Annotated in this window: 17 protein-coding genes and 1 rRNA gene; 2 read left to right on the top strand and 16 right to left on the bottom strand. The window is 46.9% G+C overall.

The features are described 5' to 3' along the window. Nucleotides 1–192 precede the first annotated feature (192 nt). The 16 genes from F4V51_RS02970 to F4V51_RS02895 form a co-directional block, all read right to left on the bottom strand. Nucleotides 193–1,744, bottom strand: a 16S ribosomal RNA gene (locus tag F4V51_RS02970). A gap of 527 nt (nt 1,745–2,271) precedes the next feature. After that, nucleotides 2,272–3,489, bottom strand: coding sequence for a TraB/GumN family protein (locus F4V51_RS02965; protein WP_153976787.1), 1,218 nt, complete (start codon nt 3,487–3,489; stop codon nt 2,272–2,274). Nucleotides 3,490–3,730: 241 nt separating this feature from the next. After that, nucleotides 3,731–5,029, bottom strand: coding sequence for an ABC transporter permease (locus F4V51_RS02960; RefSeq protein ID WP_153976786.1), 1,299 nt, complete (start codon nt 5,027–5,029; stop codon nt 3,731–3,733). Beyond that, nucleotides 5,022–5,924 carry an ABC transporter ATP-binding protein gene (locus F4V51_RS02955; protein ID WP_153980538.1) on the bottom strand — a complete coding sequence of 301 codons (903 nt, stop codon included), beginning with the start codon at nt 5,922–5,924 and terminating at the stop codon, nt 5,022–5,024. Before F4V51_RS02955 ends, F4V51_RS02960 begins: the two co-directional genes overlap by 8 nt. Nucleotides 5,925–5,944: 20 nt before the next feature. Beyond that, nucleotides 5,945–6,838: an ATP-binding cassette domain-containing protein gene (locus tag F4V51_RS02950; protein WP_153976785.1), complete on the bottom strand. Its 894-nt coding sequence runs from the start codon at nt 6,836–6,838 to the stop codon at nt 5,945–5,947. 6 nt (nt 6,839–6,844) lie between these two features. Then, entirely contained in the window at nt 6,845–7,243 is a 399-nt protein-coding gene (locus F4V51_RS02945; RefSeq protein WP_153980537.1) for a GntR family transcriptional regulator, read from the bottom strand. Nucleotides 7,244–7,330: 87 nt separating this feature from the next. Then, a complete protein-coding gene (locus F4V51_RS02940) occupies nt 7,331–8,044 on the bottom strand; it encodes a hypothetical protein (RefSeq protein WP_153976784.1) in 714 nt (237 codons plus the stop codon). Between the two features lie 349 nt (nt 8,045–8,393). After that, on the bottom strand, nt 8,394–8,765 hold the full coding sequence (locus tag F4V51_RS02935; RefSeq protein ID WP_153976783.1) for a hypothetical protein: 372 nt from the start codon (nt 8,763–8,765) through the stop codon (nt 8,394–8,396). 112 nt (nt 8,766–8,877) lie between these two features. After that, complete coding sequence (locus tag F4V51_RS02930) at nt 8,878–9,342, bottom strand: DUF420 domain-containing protein (RefSeq protein ID WP_153976782.1); 465 nt, start codon at nt 9,340–9,342, stop codon at nt 8,878–8,880. Between the two features lie 36 nt (nt 9,343–9,378). Next, on the bottom strand, nt 9,379–10,299 hold the full coding sequence (gene ctaG / locus F4V51_RS02925) for a cytochrome c oxidase assembly factor CtaG (RefSeq protein WP_153976781.1): 921 nt from the start codon (nt 10,297–10,299) through the stop codon (nt 9,379–9,381). A 107-nt stretch (nt 10,300–10,406) separates the two neighbouring features. Beyond that, nucleotides 10,407–10,727, bottom strand: a complete 321-nt coding sequence (locus F4V51_RS02920) for a cytochrome C oxidase subunit IV family protein (RefSeq protein WP_095291893.1) — start codon at nt 10,725–10,727, stop codon at nt 10,407–10,409. A gap of 3 nt (nt 10,728–10,730) precedes the next feature. Beyond that, entirely contained in the window at nt 10,731–11,357 is a 627-nt protein-coding gene (locus F4V51_RS02915; protein ID WP_095291892.1) for a cytochrome (ubi)quinol oxidase subunit III, read from the bottom strand. Then, a complete protein-coding gene (gene ctaD, locus F4V51_RS02910) occupies nt 11,354–13,204 on the bottom strand; it encodes a cytochrome c oxidase subunit I (protein WP_416226529.1) in 1,851 nt (616 codons plus the stop codon). Before ctaD ends, F4V51_RS02915 begins: the two co-directional genes overlap by 4 nt. A 71-nt stretch (nt 13,205–13,275) precedes the next feature. After that, a complete protein-coding gene (coxB, locus tag F4V51_RS02905) occupies nt 13,276–14,328 on the bottom strand; it encodes a cytochrome c oxidase subunit II (RefSeq protein ID WP_153976779.1) in 1,053 nt (350 codons plus the stop codon). 585 nt (nt 14,329–14,913) lie between these two features. Then, nucleotides 14,914–15,675: a type I methionyl aminopeptidase gene (gene map, locus F4V51_RS02900; protein ID WP_153976778.1), complete on the bottom strand. Its 762-nt coding sequence runs from the start codon at nt 15,673–15,675 to the stop codon at nt 14,914–14,916. A gap of 192 nt (nt 15,676–15,867) precedes the next feature. After that, nucleotides 15,868–16,056 (bottom strand): hypothetical protein, encoded by a 189-nt coding sequence (locus F4V51_RS02895; RefSeq protein WP_017690840.1) that lies wholly within the window; start codon nt 16,054–16,056, stop codon nt 15,868–15,870. Nucleotides 16,057–16,454: 398 nt separating this feature from the next. Here F4V51_RS02895 and F4V51_RS02890 point away from each other — a divergent pair, with 398 nt between their 5' ends. Continuing rightward, on the top strand, nt 16,455–16,736 hold the full coding sequence (locus F4V51_RS02890) for a transposase (RefSeq protein ID WP_153976777.1): 282 nt from the start codon (nt 16,455–16,457) through the stop codon (nt 16,734–16,736). A 243-nt stretch (nt 16,737–16,979) separates the two neighbouring features. After that, the gene (locus tag F4V51_RS02885; protein WP_153976776.1) at nt 16,980–17,318 is read left to right on the top strand and encodes a DUF4870 domain-containing protein; all 339 of its coding nucleotides are present in this window, start codon (nt 16,980–16,982) and stop codon (nt 17,316–17,318) included. Nucleotides 17,319–17,444 lie beyond the last annotated feature (126 nt).

The following is a 17,444-nucleotide window of genomic DNA, read 5'->3' as shown; positions in this document are numbered from 1 at the left end:
CAAGTTCAGCTAAAAGGAATGTTCTAATTCGCAATTTTCGTTTCGATATCTAGTTTTCAAAGAACAAGCTCCATGCAAAAGCAAGCTGTTTGAGAGTTTGAGCTCTCAAAACTGAGCAACGAGTGAGTAACTAGCCGACCTGGCTAGATTTTAGATTTGAATGTCTTCGTTGCAGAAGACGATTCTCCATAGAAAGGAGGTGATCCAGCCGCACCTTCCGATACGGCTACCTTGTTACGACTTCACCCCAATCATCTATCCCACCTTCGGCGGCTGGCTCCTTGCGGTTACCCCACCGACTTCGGGTGTTATAAACTCTCGTGGTGTGACGGGCGGTGTGTACAAGACCCGGGAACGTATTCACCGCGGCATGCTGATCCGCGATTACTAGCAATTCCGACTTCATGCAGGCGAGTTGCAGCCTGCAATCCGAACTGAGACCGGCTTTTTAGGATTCGTTCCACCTCGCGGCTTCACAGCCCGTTGTACCGGCCATTGTAGTACGTGTGTAGCCCAGGCCATAAGGGGCATGATGATTTGACGTCATCCCCACCTTCCTCCGGTTTGTCACCGGCAGTCACCTTAGAGTGCCCATCCGAAATGCTGGCAACTAAGATCAAGGGTTGCGCTCGTTGCGGGACTTAACCCAACATCTCACGACACGAGCTGACGACAACCATGCACCACCTGTCTTGAATGTCCCGAAGGAAAGGTACATCTCTGCACCGGTCATTCAGATGTCAAGACCTGGTAAGGTTCTTCGCGTTGCTTCGAATTAAACCACATACTCCACTGCTTGTGCGGGTCCCCGTCAATTCCTTTGAGTTTCAGTCTTGCGACCGTACTCCCCAGGCGGAATGCTTAATGTGTTAACTTCGGCACCAAGGGTATCGAAACCCCTAACACCTAGCATTCATCGTTTACGGCGTGGACTACCAGGGTATCTAATCCTGTTTGCTCCCCACGCTTTCGCGCCTCAGCGTCAGTTACAGCCCAGAGAGTCGCCTTCGCCACTGGTGTTCCTCCACATCTCTACGCATTTCACCGCTACACGTGGAATTCCACTCTCCTCTTCTGCACTCAAGTCATCCAGTTTCCAGTGCGATCCGGGGTTGAGCCCCGGGATTAAACACCAGACTTAAATGACCGCCTGCGCGCGCTTTACGCCCAATAATTCCGGACAACGCTTGCCCCCTACGTATTACCGCGGCTGCTGGCACGTAGTTAGCCGGGGCTTTCTTCTCAGGTACCGTCACTCCTTGAGCAGTTACTCTCAAGGACGTTCTTCCCTGGCAACAGAGCTTTACGATCCGAAAACCTTCATCACTCACGCGGCATTGCTCCGTCAGGCTTTCGCCCATTGCGGAAGATTCCCTACTGCTGCCTCCCGTAGGAGTCTGGGCCGTGTCTCAGTCCCAGTGTGGCCGATCACCCTCTCAGGTCGGCTACGCATCGTCGCCTTGGTGAGCCGTTACCTCACCAACTAGCTAATGCGCCGCAGGCCCATCCTCAAGTGACAGATTGCTCCGTCTTTCCAGCTCCCTTCAGGCGAAGAAAGCAAGTATTCGGTATTAGCTACCGTTTCCGGTAGTTGTCCCAAGCTTGAGGGCAGGTTGCCTACGTGTTACTCACCCGTCCGCCGCTAACCATCAGAGAAGCAAGCTTCTCATCAAGTCCGCTCGACTTGCATGTATTAGGCATGCCGCCAGCGTTCGTCCTGAGCCAGGATCAAACTCTCCAATAAAGTATTGAAAAGAGCGATTAGCTCATTTTGAATCTGACGAGATTAAAAATCTCATTTTCGCTTCAAAATCATACAGTCAGATGACTTGTACCAACTTCTCAGCTTTTCGATCTTGCAAGCAAGATCGTTACTCACTCGTTGTTCAGTTTTCAAAGATCAAACGACGTTTGCATCCGAGTGTTGTTCTCTTCAGCAACTCTTATATATTATCATGTTCCAACCAATTTAGCAAGCACTTTTTTTTAATTTCTTTCGAAGCTTTTCAGTTTGCTTACCGCACCGTGTTTCTCGTGTTTTCTTGGCCGGAAAATTAATATATCATATATCAAAACATCTTGTAAAGTGTTTTTATAAAAATAATTTATATATTAGATATCCAGTTGTTATTCAAAGTTCCACATCTTCTAATAACTTGGGACACGAGCATATATCGGCACTCCATATATCTTGTCTTTCTTCTATATAAAGATAACAACCCTCCCGCTTCTACTCCGAAGTGAGAGGGTTGTATCTATAATGATATAATGTTACTTACGTTCTACAGTATAACCCTTATCTTCAAGCAGCTTCACGATGCCGTGCTCACCCAGGTAGTGGGCAGCACCTACAACGATAAAGTACTCCTCTTTCTTATCACTCTTCAGATATCCATCAATCTTGTCAGCCATGCCAATGTTACGGTCGATCAGCATTGCCTTGTTGTACTCCTCGTTGTCAGAGAAGCTATTGGTAAGCTCAAGCAACTGCTCATCATTACCCGTTTTCCACATCTCAGCCATTTGGTTCACACTATCATCAAGAACATCGAAGTTGTCTAATGTAGCTTTCAATGTTTCCTCTTGCAGCTCTTTGGAGAAGTCGTTAAACATGCCCAGTTGGGACTCGTACGATTCCAGCTCGATAATAGGCAGTTTGCTCTCAATAGCCTTTTGAATGAAGTACAAATCCACACCCGCGGATGCTTCATATCCAACCGTCGTAGACTTCAGGCTAGCAAGCGTACTCTCTGCAACCCAAGGCTTGAATGCGTCCAGGGCATTAGGCTCGAGTCCGTTTTTCTTCAGGATATCCCCCAGCTTGGTATAAGTCTCACTTGAAACATGATCCTTCAGTGTAGTTCCATCCTGATAAGATCCCAGATCGAGAATCAACTTCTGTTGTGCCTCATCAGCCGCTTTACTGATGTCGATCTCAACACCCAGGTAATCCGCTTCAGCAAAAGCTTCTTCAAATTCCTCGCGCAATGGGTAGAAGCTATCATCAGCAATATGCATGGAACCTACCAGATATACCGTATTCCCGTTGCTCTCCACTTCCCACATGAAGCCGCGGCCACCCGTTTGTACAGCTGTTTCCACTCCCTTGGAGACAAGCAAAACGGTACGCGTCTTCGCATCCCATTTTACTTCATAGCCTGCAGCGTCCCCAACAATACGAATTGGTGCATAGGTTACGCCATTAATGCGTGTAAGCTTGCTTTTGAGTGTAATCGTTTTGCCGTCCACCACAGCCGTAATTGTATCATCTGTCGCAGTCGTCAGCTTCACGTCCATTGCTTCAAGCGTGGAGCGAAGCGGAACCAATGTTGTTCCCTTGTTATTCATTGGTGCCCCTACAGTGTACTCTACTGTCTGGTCATTGACTTTAACGGAAGTCTCTTGAGGTGCAGCCATGGCCGGTACCGCTGAAGCAAGCAAACCAACCGAGATAGTGAGAGACAAGAGCATGCGTTTCCAGTTTTTCATATTATGTATCTCCTTTAGATATATAGTAGGGCAAATCTATTCGTTCATAGAATGAACATCCCTCATTCTTACGATAATAGACCGAGAAGGGTTCCACCTTTTTCCTGAGATGGTCCCCTTCTCCCTTTTGATAATTACTTCTTACTTCCAGCCATCCACAGCCCTGCAACAGCAATAACAGCAGCTCGCACAAGAAGAAGCAAAGCTCTTAAACTAACTCTTAATTAAAGTTTAAATTAATTTAAATTTTGTAAGCTTTCATTGCCTTGAACAGTTCCTTGAAGGTTGGACGCTTACCATACATCAACACACCCGTGCGATAGATTTTGGCAGCCAGCCAGCCGAAGATAAAGATCGATACAACTAGAATAGCCAAAGACACTAGTATCTCCCATGTTGGAGCAACCCCTGCCCCGATTCGCACCAAGATAGCCGTAGGTGAGGTAAACGGTATGAAGCTGGCCACTTTTAACAGCAGAATGTTCGGTGTTGCGATACTGAAGATTGCAATATAGAAGGAAACGAGTGAAAGCATCGTAATCGGTAGCACCGCTTGACCCAGTTCTTCTGTACGGCTAACCATCGAACCAATTGCAGCAAACATCACTGCATATAGGAAGTAACCCAGGATATAGAAGATTAGTCCGTATACAATAACGGCAATGTTTACATCACTCAGGTTCAAACTGAAATCACTCAGAACATCACGGTTATGAGGAAGCAGCACATTCCCTGCAACCACCGCACCGAAGATACCGATCTGAAGCATACCTACCATAAATATCCCGATGATTTTACCAAACATCTGACTCAGTGGAGACACGCTGGTAATCAAAATCTCCATAATGCGGGAACTCTTCTCCGCTGTGATTTCGGATGCGATCATATTACCTGTCATCATAGTAGATGTGAACAGAAGGATGATCAGCAGGTATACCACAATGTAGTTAATCGGGCTCATGCCATTCTCTGACCCTGCCTCAGCTCCTGCTTCATCAGCACTCAAGCTTTGCTCACTAACCTTAACAGGAGTATTAATCAATTCCTTTTGCTCAGCCGTGAGTACGTCCTTCACAACGACATCCAGCTTCACACTTTGCAGCGCTGCTTCTATAGAAGCAATAATCTGAGGAGACACCTCTTCCGTTGAATACAGGATCGGCTGTGGGAACTCCTGTCCTTGGGTCGTTTCAAATTTCAGATACCCATCCGTAAGTCCGGATTCCGCGTCTGCTTTTAGCGCAGCTTCATCTTTAGTACCATCAGCAATGAATCGGTACGCCTGATCTCCTTGTGCGGACGAGAACTTCTCCAGCTTCTCCGATACTTCTGGCTGTCCCGCACTTAGAAGCCCAATATTTACAGGATGGTCTCCTGCAGCCCCACCACCGATAGATCCACCGTTAAACAAGGTAATGAAATAAGGTACATTAAGTCCGATTGAAATTAAAAGTGCGAGCACAATGGTCGTAACTACAAATGATTTCGTTTTGACTTTGTTTTTGAACGTAAATCCGGTGATCGTTCCCATTTTATTCATTCGACTCACCCACCTCACGAATAAAGATTTGGTTAAGCGTTGGTTCTTTGATCTCAAAATGCTCTACGGTCGTCTGATTCATTGCGTGCTTCAATATCTCCTGGGCTGCCTCAACCTGAGCAATGTGAATTAGATATCCACGCTCATTCCGCTCCACCTTATTTACACCGGCCAATTGATCCAAACCATCCACATTGCCAGTGGTATTCAGGGACACCTGTTCCCGCGGATAGCGGTTCTTGATCTCCTTGATCTCTCCCTGAACTACAGTGTTGGAGCGATGTAGAATTGTTATCTGACGGCAAAGTTCTTCAACATGCTCCATGCGATGTGTCGAGAACAGGATAGCTGTTCCTTCATCACGCAATTCCTTAACAGTGGATTTGAGCAATTCTACGTTTACTGGATCTAAGCCGCTAAACGCCTCATCAAGAATAAGAATCTGAGGACGGTGCACCACCGCAGCGATAAAGCCCATCTTTTGCTGGTTACCCTTCGATAACTCCTCAATCTTTTTGTCATAATACTCAGGGACCTCGAATCGATCCAGCCAGTATCTTAGGCTTTTGTCTGCATCCTTGCCATTCATGCCGCGAAGACGGGCCAAATAATTGATCTGGTCACTGACCTTCACCTTGGGATACAGTCCGCGTTCTTCCGGAAGATAACCCATGATCTGCTGCAGCTCGGTACTATAAGGCTTGCCGTTATATCGTATCTCTCCACCATCCGGATGAATCAGACCAAGCACCATGCGCATCGTTGTTGTTTTACCAGCACCATTGGCACCCAGCAATCCATAGATTTCTCCTTCTTCCACATTAAGCGTAACACCGTTAACAGCCGTCTTATCTGCATATTGCTTCACAACCTGCTTCAGTTCCAATCTGTTCATCATCTATCATCCTCCTTCGTTTATCTCCACAGTGTCGGAGCGTAACCTGCAATCCAGTATTGCAGCACTTCGTCCAGCTCCAGGTTTCGGATTTTCATGATGCGGTTGCCTGCAAGCTCCAGCCTCTCCTGCGCTTCAACTACCCGGGTCGTAATCACCCGTATGGCTCCAGCCTCCTGCTTCGACTCAACAGCCCCTGGTATACTCTCCGGTCTTAGATCGCCTTCGTACCAGATTTCTCTCCATTGATCGAGCACGACATCTTTTTCCGCCATTCCAAGTGATTGGCCTCGGTGCATCAGTACGATGTAATCCGCCAGACGCTTCACTTCATCTGCTATATGTGTTGCTATTAAAATGGTGGTATCCCCATCCGCCATGAAATTGCGGAACTGCTCGACCATGACCTTCCAGGCAAATGGATCAAGCCCAGAAGAAGGCTCATCCAGCAGGAGTAATCTCGGCCGTGCAGCAAGCGCAGCCGCTATTTCGAATTTGCGACGCTCTCCTTTGGACAACTTCTTCAGTTTTACATCATAGGGAACATCCATATCATTCATTAGCTGGTTGAACAGCTTAGCATCCCAACGGGTGTACCAATGTGCCCGGAATCTGGCAGCTTCAACAGCGGTTATATTGTCCTCTTCCGAACCTCCACCGTCTGCCACAAAACCAATATGCTCTCTCAGCTCTGTAGGAAGTTCACCTTCGTGGTGCTGTCCGAACCACATAATCTGGCCGGAATCCGGTAGTACTACCCGCTGAAGCATATTCAGCAGCGTGCTTTTTCCCGAACCGTTATGACCCAATATGGCGACCACGTATCCCTCGGGAATGACGAGATCAATAGGGCCAATGATTCTACGCTTGCGCATTTTGGATACACCGTTTAGCTGAACCGCAATTGGTTCCATGTTTCGTCACCCCTTATTCGGATAGTAGATCGACTGCAAAATCTCTTGAAACAATCCTGCCATTTCCTCTTCACTGCATCCAACGGATTTACCGGACTGCACGGCTGCCTGCAACGCTTCTCTTGCTGCTGTCAATTTGTAGTTCTCCCGATCTCCTGCATCAACCTTGGCTACAAACGTGCCCGTACCCTGCTTCGTTCGAAGTAAGCCTTCATTCTCCAGATCCTGATAAACCCGGCGAACAGTAATCACGCTGCAATTCAACGAACCTGCAAATTCGCGAATGGATGGCAAATGCGTTCCCTCCCCCAATTGACCCGTTATAATTAAAGATCTTAGCTGGTTTTCAATTTGGTGATATAAAGGTTCAGCACTATTTTCATTAATTTGAATCGGTATATTCAAGTCCTGCACCTCACCCTCCCGTACACTTCAGTTCACTTGCACGATAGTGCCGGTTATCCTCGATGTCGTTCTATATTTGACTTACCTTTAACTTAAATCCCGCTTCGATAACTTCCTTAGTGTTAAGCGACTAAGCAACCATAACACCGCAAATCCCAATATTAGCGAGCCCCACATAAATGGTGATAACAATCCCCAGGTTTTGCTGATTTCTACGGCATATTGCAATCCGTTTCCACCCATGATTCGAATGAAGAGCGCAATGAGGACAATTACAGGTATAAACAGCATGCTGATTAACAAATACTTTTTGCCTGTGTGTAGAAATTCCCCAAAAATATAGAACCCTGTAATCAGTAACCCGTATCCTGTACACGTTAGGGCAAAGGCTAGATACTGATCCCATCGAAACCCTTCCAGATGCATCACCGAGACATACAACGCGCCATAGTAGAATATGCCATTATAGATGAAGGCCAGCAAAGCCTGCTGAATGCGTCCCCACATGACGGTCTCTGCCGAGATGGGAAGCCTGCGATAGTAGGTCAGCATCTGTGTATACGAATCTTCCTGTATGTAACGGAAAGAGCGTCTGGAGAAGATAAATCCCTGAAATGGAATCATAAGCAAGAAGTAGGAATCCGAAATCGTGTTAAGTGCACTTTCCTCCCTCTGTCCATATAACATGACACCACCCATAGCTCCAACATAGATCATAAACATTGCAGACCATAACCATTGATACCGGTCCTTACTCCATTCGCTGCGGGTTAGCCACCAAGCTTGCTTCCAATCATTCATAACATTGCCTGCCTTTCCATCTCACACTTTTACTATGCAAGCTGTGTTCACTGTGTTTACTGTATATATCAATATACACAGTATACAGACCTTTACTTCGTACCGTCAACCCTTTTTTTCCTGAATCAGGAATATAGCAGGAATTTATTCCCTTGGACATTGCAGTGATGTAGTATGAAAGGCTGGCTTAGGGCAGTTACCACCCTGTACGTTTAACAACTGCTTCGGACTAAAGGTGTGTATACAAAAAGCAGGCAAAAAAAGAGAGCTGACTCCGATATTGTGCGAACACAAAACGGAATCAACTCTTTCAATTTTCCGGCACCTGTATGCAGAAGAGGTCAAACTTTTACACCAAATTGTAGCCGCTTGGCAAACTGCGATTACTTCGGATGGCACGAATTTCGGCTAGTGTCAGCCGTTGATTGGTGGAGATCAGGGATTCTACATCATTTCCCCGAATCAGATCATCCAAATCTCTCAGATTGGTATTGCCACGATAAACGCGGAATCCCCCCTGAAAGTTTGGTCTCGTAAACACAACCAGTGTTGCATTGGAACTTGTCGAGAAAAAGCGCAGGCTCTCTACCCCATCCAGAATGTTATCCAGATTGCGCAGACCCGTGTTACCACGGTAAATCCGGCTTCTCCCTCTGTAGTTCTCTTCTGAATACACCGTGAGACGTGGATACGTTTGACTGACTTGGACTATTTTTTTCACTTGTTGTTTCCCCCTCTCGATCTCATTCTATGTAAGGATGAGAGAGAAGGTATGGACGATTGAACGAATCCATTCATCCATTTTCATATTTTCAAAGAATCTGTTTACTGTTCTACACCCCGAGGATGACTTCCCATACAGGGCGCGTGTGCCCGCCAGGATAAAGGAGATATAACAGGACATATACAACAACGCCTGTCAGTGCACTGCTGAACCAGATCATGGATGTAAACCGTCCCCAGCGACGATGTGTAGCAAATTTCTTCTTGAATCCCAGCACCAGGGTAGAGATACCGAAGACCGCAGCTGCTGTCGCGAGAATAATATGAAAGATCAGAAAGATTCGATAGAAGATCTCCATCTCCGGATCACCGCCCCAAGCGGTATTTCCTACAAATATCGTTCGGGACATGTAGATGATAAAGAATAGCAGAGCTGCGACAGCTCCAGCTATCATCATGGACTGATGAGCCTCCTTTTTACCGCGAACGATTAACACCCAGCCGATCCCAACCAGTACAGCGCTAATCACAATGAAAGAAGTACTGATCGTAGGTAGCAAAAAATGCATATCCATCGTGTGTTCCCCCTCTTGTCTGAACATAACTAAGGCTTATTTCGCAGGATTAAGTGGTCCACCTGAACGTTCTACAGGATACGGATCATCATCATCTTCGCGTTTTTCCTTGCGGTACCATTGAAAGAAAACATATGCCAGCATGGATACGAAGATACCCTCCTGAATAAACTTCATCAAAATACCACCCACCTGCTGATCCTCTTTGGCAGAAGACAGGAAGTTAAAGAAACCTGGACCTCCAAATGTACGCAATAATGCCGAGGAGTCCCCTGACACGCAATATCTCATCGCTTCCGCCCATACGGCAGGATTACTATACGTTGCATATAACGGCTCGGACGCAAAAATGATCAGGCCGCAGGCTGGTGTTAACAGCACCATATTTAGAAAGATAAAACCAATCTTCGACAGTCCTGACGCCTGTCTTGCCTCCGGCAGTGGATTAAGAAGTGTCCACCACATGAGCATAGAGGTAATAAAGAGAACCAAGTAATACAGTCGGTGAACCGTAAAATTCAGCATGACATAGTCATGGACAATGGGCAGATGATACAGCGAAAATAAACCATTAAAGAGTAATGCCGCGACAATCGGATGAGCTAAAAAGGATAACTGCCGCGCTGGCAGCCACTGAATGATCTTTCGCCACACCCAAAGGGGCAGCCCTTTCATCAATAAAGGTGGAGCAACCAGATAAGACAGAGCCATGCTTACCATGTGAAAGCTGAACATGACGTGCCCCAGCAAATTAAATGGTCCGGCCTGGGCAAGATAGAACACGGCCAGACCTGTAATAAACATGATTTTCTGTGCAGCGGTAGCAGGTTCTGCATCCGTAACCCTTTCACTTAACGGACCTACGACAAACAGATATACAGCTGCAATGAGTAAAAATAACGCAAGAATGAAGGGACTCCATAAATCGTTGAAACTGAAGTATTGCAACCCGAGCATACGGGAAACCTCCCGGTGACCTGATTTGGTTGTAGCCTTAAACCATCTTTTTCATTCCATCGCCTAAAAGGGGAAAAGACGGCGGCACTGCGCCGCCGCCATCTCATTTACCACCAAACCCAATAGAGTGCCATGATGATGCACGTGAATGCTACGAAAAATCCGAAAGCCATAAACAGGATGGGCATCAGATGGCCTTTATCCTTCATGTGCATCCAGTATCCTAGCTGCACAAATACCTGAAGAATGGCCATAACCACCAAAAGAATGATGGTAAAGGATGTATTGACGCCCCCTGCCTTAACGGCTGCAAACGCAATGAGCGTCAGGATGATGGAGAATATAAACACAACGACATGCTTCTGCGGTCCTTCTGTCCGGTGACGATGTTTCACAGGTTGTTGATCACTCTTATCCTGTACCGACATGTGTTAACCCACCTTTCCGAGCAGGTAGACGACCGTAAAGATAAACACCCAGACCACGTCAATAAAGTGCCAGTACATTGCGGAGACGTATACCTTTGGTGCAGTTACGACCGTTAATCCTTTTCTGAACAGCTGCCCGATAATAAGTCCTATCCACAGAATACCGAATGCAACGTGGGCTCCATGGAATCCAACCAGCGTGTAAAAAGCGGAGCTGAATGCACTGGTGGTCATCCCGAACTCTTTGTGCACCACATATTCATAGAACTCATAAATTTCAATACCAAGGAATCCAAGGCCCAGCACTACCGTAATTCCGAGCCAAAGTGCCAATGCACTGCGGTTACCTCGATGCATGGCCTGGATCGCAAATACACTAGTCAGACTGCTGACGAGGAGTATGAAGGTCGCTGCTGCCACAAGCGGCAGATGGAACAGTTCATTCGCCGATGGCCCTTCATTGGTCTGGCCACGAAGCGCCAGGAAGGTTGCGAAGAGTGTACCGAACAATACCGTCTCGCCGCCAAGGAACAACCAGAAGCCAATCAGCTTGTTGCGTCCCTCCAGCGTTGCTTTCTCCGGTTCATGCGGCAATTGGCCACTTACCGGTTCGGCATGTGAAGTTGTCACGTTCTAACCCCCTTCTCATCCTGATCCTCGGGCTCGATATGCCAGCCATGGTCATCATAAAGTGAGCGCATGGCCATCGCTCCGAATGTAATCAGAAGGCCGATAATAACCACAATATAATTATTGAAAAGTCCATTCATAAAGGCATTGCCAAAATCGTCTTTGCTGAACATCAGGCCCAGTCCGGCAATGAAAATACCGACAGACATGATAAACGGCAGCGGTGTTGCAGATGGCATATGAATCGAACCTACCGGTTCAGCAGGAGTCATCTCCGTATGTCCTGCCATCTTTTCCTTCCAATATGCATCTATTCCGCGAACAAGCGGAGTCTGCTTGAAGTTATATTCCGGCGGTGGAGACGGGATGGACCATTCCAACGTACGGCCATCTTCCCACGGATCATTCGGTGCATTCACCGGTTTTCTCGTTGTAATGACGATGTTCACGAGGAACATGATCACACCTACACCCATCAGGAATGCTCCAATGGAGCTGACAAGGTTAAGCAGGTCAAAGTCCTGATTCGGCAAGTATGTAACGATCCGGCGCTGCATCCCCATCAGACCGAGGAAATGCTGAACGAAGAACGTTAATTGGAAACCGATCATGAATGTCCAGAATGTCCATTTCCCAAGTGTTTCGCTCAAAACGCGACCGAACATCTTCGGCCACCAGTAATGGAGGCCCGAGAACAATCCAAGAACCAAGCCACCAACGATTACATAGTGGAAGTGGGCTACGACAAAGTACGTATCATGGAACTGGAAATCAGCTGGTGCAGATGCAAGCATGACACCTGTGACACCACCCATGACGAAGGTTGGAACGAATCCTACAGCAAACAGGTTCGCAGCCGTAAAGCGGATCTGTCCACCCCACATCGTAAAGAGCCAGTTAAAGATTTTGATCCCTGTCGGTACGGCAATCAGCATGGTTGAGATTGAAAAGAGTGCATTAGCCACATTGCCAAGGCCCGTTGTAAACATGTGGTGTGCCCATACCATGAATCCCAAGAAGGCAATCAGGATGGTTGCAAACACCATGGAGCTGTAACCAAACAATCTCTTGCGTGCAAAGGTCGGAATAACTTCCGAGATAATTCCAAACGCCGGCAAGATGAGTATGTACACTTCCGGGTGTCCGAAGATCCAGAAAATGTGCTGCCAGAGTACAGGGTTACCACCATTTGCGACATCGAAAAAGTTGGCTCCCAGAATACGGTCAAACGTCAACAGTACTAATCCCACCGTGATGGCAGGGAATGCAAAAAGGATAATGGCTGAAGTAATAAATGTTGTCCATGTAAACATCGGCATCCGCATATAGGACATGCCGGGTGCACGCATCGTAATGATCGTGGCGAGAAAGTTAATGCCGCCGATGAGTGTTCCGAGACCAGCTATCTGTAGACCAATCGTATAGAAGTCCACACCATGGGTTCCGCTGTACTCACTACTGGAGAGCGGCATGTATGACGTCCAGCCTGCATCAGGCGCCCCGCCCATGATCCAGCTCAGGTTCAGCAGCAGTCCGCCAAACAGGAACGTCCAGAATCCTAGTGCATTAATAAATGGAAAGGCGACGTCCCGGGCACCAATCTGCAAAGGAACAACAGCATTCATAATGGCAAATATGATGGGCATGACACCAAGGAAGATCATCGTTGTTCCATGCATCGTAATCAATTCGTTGAAGACCTGAGCCGATACAAAACTATTCATCGGCTTCATCAGCTGAATTCGGATCAAGATGGCTTCAATACCGCCAATCCCGAAGAATAATCCACCTGCAATTAAATAGAGAATGGCAATCTTTTTGTGATCGACGGTGGTGATCCAATCCATCAAGCCCCTATACCGCTTGACGCTATGAGCATGAGCCAAGGTAGTGTACCCCCTTCTTCGTCCTTGCTGTTCTATTCATAGTCCAATTTGTAGTTGGCTAGATATTCGGCAATTCCGTCGATTTCTTCATCCGTAAGTCCAAGATCTTTTGGATTAGGCATCGTATTGCCTGGCTTCACGGATTGTGGATCATGGAGCCATTGTTTCATGTTATCCAGCACCGGATTACCTTCTTCCTGTCCCTCACGCTGGTTCAGCAAAATACCTGCGACAGCTTCCTTGCCGCCGATTCCTGTGAGATTCGGGGCAACAGGTCCGCCCTGATCGCCAACTGCGTGGCAAGACAAGCAGTTCGTTTTGAACTTTTCAGCAAGCTGTGTATCTTCCGGCAGCACTGCCGGTGCCTTCATCTCATTGACCCATCTGTCAAAGGATTCTTGGCTGACTGCTTTTACTTTGAATTCCATAAAGGCATGCGACCTTCCGCATAGCTCCGCACATTTCCCGCGGTAAACGCCTTCATTAGGTGCCGAGAAACTAAATCTGTTCACGGTTCCATCCGGGTTTGTGTCCATTTTGCCCGCAAGTGACGGCACCCAGAAGGAGTGAAGCACGTCCGCGGTTTTCAATTCGAATGCGATTTTTTTGCCGGTCGGGATGATAAGATCTTGAGAGGTGGTAACATCATATTGAGGATAAGTGAATTCCCACCAATACTGATGTGAGGTAACTTTGACCTGTATTGCATTTTTGTCCTTGGACAAATCTTCGCCTTGGGCAAAGATCGTCTGAACTGTCGGTACGGCCAGTACAATAACCAGCAATAGCGGAATGGCTGTCCAAATCACTTCCAGCTTGAAATTGCCTTCAACCTGTTCGGGAACTTCATTCTGCCCGGCACGTCTGCGAAACCGGATCAGCACGTACGCAGCAATGGCAAATACAATGATGAGCACTACGATCATAATCGTAATGGACAGCTTCATCAGATCATATTGGCCTTGTGCCACAGGACCCTGAGGTTTCATTACCGACAAGTCTTCCCGCCCGCATGCGGATAGCAGCAAAGAGAACACCGCCAGCAAGGGGAGAATTCGCTTTGCAACCTGCCACTGTTTCATCATTGATCTACCCCACTTTTTTAACATTTTCGTAGATTACCGTTATCGTTCGAAGTTTAGCCTGATAAGGTCACTTCAGCCCGATCCGCATAATCCTGTCCGTCATACAGAACGCTTCCAAAAATAACGCTTCCAGAACCCCCTTCATTTCCTCCAAAGGGCATGTCTGCGCATTCTTCCAATTCATTCTATATGGTTCAATCACTTATTAAATATAAGTTGAGGGTATGCTTTTGTCAATCTTTGGACACATGTTCACAAATTGTTCACTTATGTATAAAAACCGCACCACAACTTAGTTTGCAAACGATTTCAGTTATAAATGTAAACCTCTTAATTTGAAAATATTTGCCATATTTCGGCGATTTATCGTGAATTTTCAGTGACTTTTCTCACGTGAAAAACATGCAGTATTATGCAAAAGAATAATCGCTTTTCTCAGCTTTCTTTTTTCCCAGCTTCTACAGGGCCAAATCCTGCACTCTGTTCGGATTCACATCGATGAACTGGCTTTGGCGTCTGACCCTGTATGTTGGCTTCACTCCTAAACGACCATCTGAACAAACCTAACCTGCCTAGTCAAAGGACTTACGATCCATCGGTTAGTATAAGCGGTCCATCTCGGGTTATCGCAATTGTATGTTCATACTGGACTCCCCATGTTCCGTCGACCGTCCGGACCGTCCATCCATCTTCATCCCAGAACACGGCTCCTGAACTGCCTCTCGTAAATATGGGCTCAATTGTAATAACCATACCTTCCGTAAGCATCATGCCGGTCCTGCGTTTACCATAAGGCAGTACGTTGGGTGGCTCATGGATATACTGCCCAATCCCATGACCGATGAGGGGCTTAACAATGCCATAGCGGTACAATCTCGCAGTCCGTTCAATGGCGTTGCCGATATCCCCCAGCGTATTTCCTGGTACTGCCTGTGCTATAGCCCGGTGGAGGGCCCTTTCTGTGCGTTTCATCAGCTTGCGAATGGATCTGCGTTGTTCGCCAATTCCGTAAGTCCATGCCGAGTCAGCAAGCCAGCCATCCTTGTTTACCACCATATCAATGGTCACAACATCCCCTGCAGCCAATTCCCGTTCATCCGGGAAGCCGTGACAGACAACTTCATTCACTGAAGCACAAGTTGCATACGGATAGCCCTTATATCCCTTTTGCTCCGGAGTGGCCCCTCGTTCGGCCAGAAATGCCTCTACCCGTCTGTCGATCTCACCTGTGGTTATGCCAGGGGTAAGCCATTGTTCAATATGCTCGTGGCAGCTTCGCAGAATCCGGCCTGCTTCCCGCATGTAGCCAATCTCTTCTCTCGTTTTCAAAATAGGGTCCACATGCATTCATCCTTCCTGCCTATGTGTACTTCCATGTATATGCAGAAGAAATGCCACACAGCCCAAAAGTGACGCAATGCTTCATGTCCTTTCATTTCACGAGTAAATCTCAGGACAGCAAAAAAAACCGTCTGCCGGAGCATATCGCCCGGGAGACGGTTCTATTCATATCGGAACAGTATAATTCAATGATGTGTTTCAGGACACGGAAGAATCCATCTTGACAAGCTCATGCTCGACCACAGAAGTCAATTCTTCCTCATATCCACCCGTAATCCGGTATTTTCTCACGTACTCCTTCACGAATTTTTTTGGATCCTTAGGACGGAAAATCCGAGTCATTTCCCTCAAACTTTCTTTGACCTCATTGTGACCTTTCGTTGCCATTGTAATTCCCTCCCAAAACGTTGAAAGTGAATGCTCCGTTTAGAGAACGCCGAATAAGTCTTAAATGCCATCCATGAAGTTGTGTGCGCGGCTTAAAGCAAGCTTTAGGTCGGGAACCTCGCTGAAAGCAAGTACCTGACACTATAAATACCCGATATGATTCGGTTTGAATCATAATCTTATTGTAGCATATTCGGGAGTATGTTACGACTTGACGATTTTGCTTATTATTTATAACGGTTTTTACGCCCAAAAAGTTTAATCCCGAATCATATTTTATGAATATGTCCCTTCTGTACGGAATTAATTCTATCCAGCATAACACGGAACTATTCGGGGGATATTATCACGGACAACTCATACAGTTAAATTACTGGTATCAAAGGAGGCGCTGTTTCATGGACCGCAAAGAACAGGATATGCTGCCCCTTTCGCATGAAAAGGTGGAAGTCGACGGAGTTTACATCAATGAAGCGGGTCGCGAGGAACATCTGCACCGTGGTCAACATTTCCCGGCTGATCCGGTTCTGGGCAAATCGGAATGGAAGCTGACCGAGTACATGTTTGAGAATCATCACGAAGGCCGCACGGACGAACGTCTGGTACCCAAAGAGAACGATACCGATAAAATCGGCAAAGTTACTTCTCCACGCAGAAACTTTCAACGAAAAGATCTTTAGATTCGTTTAAGCCTGTTGAATATCTCGCAAACATGACCGGGGCACATCACGCCATTACCTATGGCTGGTGCGCCCTTGTTTTCCATATAAGTTGAATGCACGGTCCAACCCGCTTTTCCTCCTATAGTCCCCATAAGTTTCCGTGTCTTATGCTCTATCTCGTAACATTCATCATTAAACCCGGTTCAGTTCTGTCCACCTTCTTCATAACGTATAGAAAAAGGACAAAGGAGGCTGGACCGGATGTCCCCCATGAAATCCTCAAGCGGTCTGGATGAAAATATCGCCGGCATGCTCTGTTATCTGTTTACCTTTGTAGGTGGAATCGTCTTCCTGGCCGTGGAGAAACGCAGCCGGTTTGTACTGTTTCACGCTCTTCAATCCGTTACTGTCTTTGGCATGATTATGATCGGCCATGTTTTGTCGGCATTTCTGCCTCTATTCGGACCTCTCGTCGCATCCTTGTTATCACTGCTGGGCGTAGTCGTTTGGATTATCATGGTCGTCACCAGCTTGCAGGGAAAATGGCTGAAACTGCCTTGGGTAGGGGACTTTGCTGAGAAACAGATGAGACATCTGTAGCATTACTCCTAAAATAAAACAAAAACATCCGAATCACTGCACTCGTGCAGCGATCCGGATGTTAAGATGGTATATTATTTATTCCGTGAATTAATCATGCCATTACCTTCATTCATTCATCACATA

Origin of the sequence: Paenibacillus xylanilyticus (assembly GCF_009664365.1) — a bacterium.
GTDB classification, from domain to species: Bacteria; Bacillota; Bacilli; order Paenibacillales; family Paenibacillaceae; genus Paenibacillus; species Paenibacillus xylanilyticus_A.
This window is presented reverse-complemented; position numbering and strand designations above follow the sequence as displayed.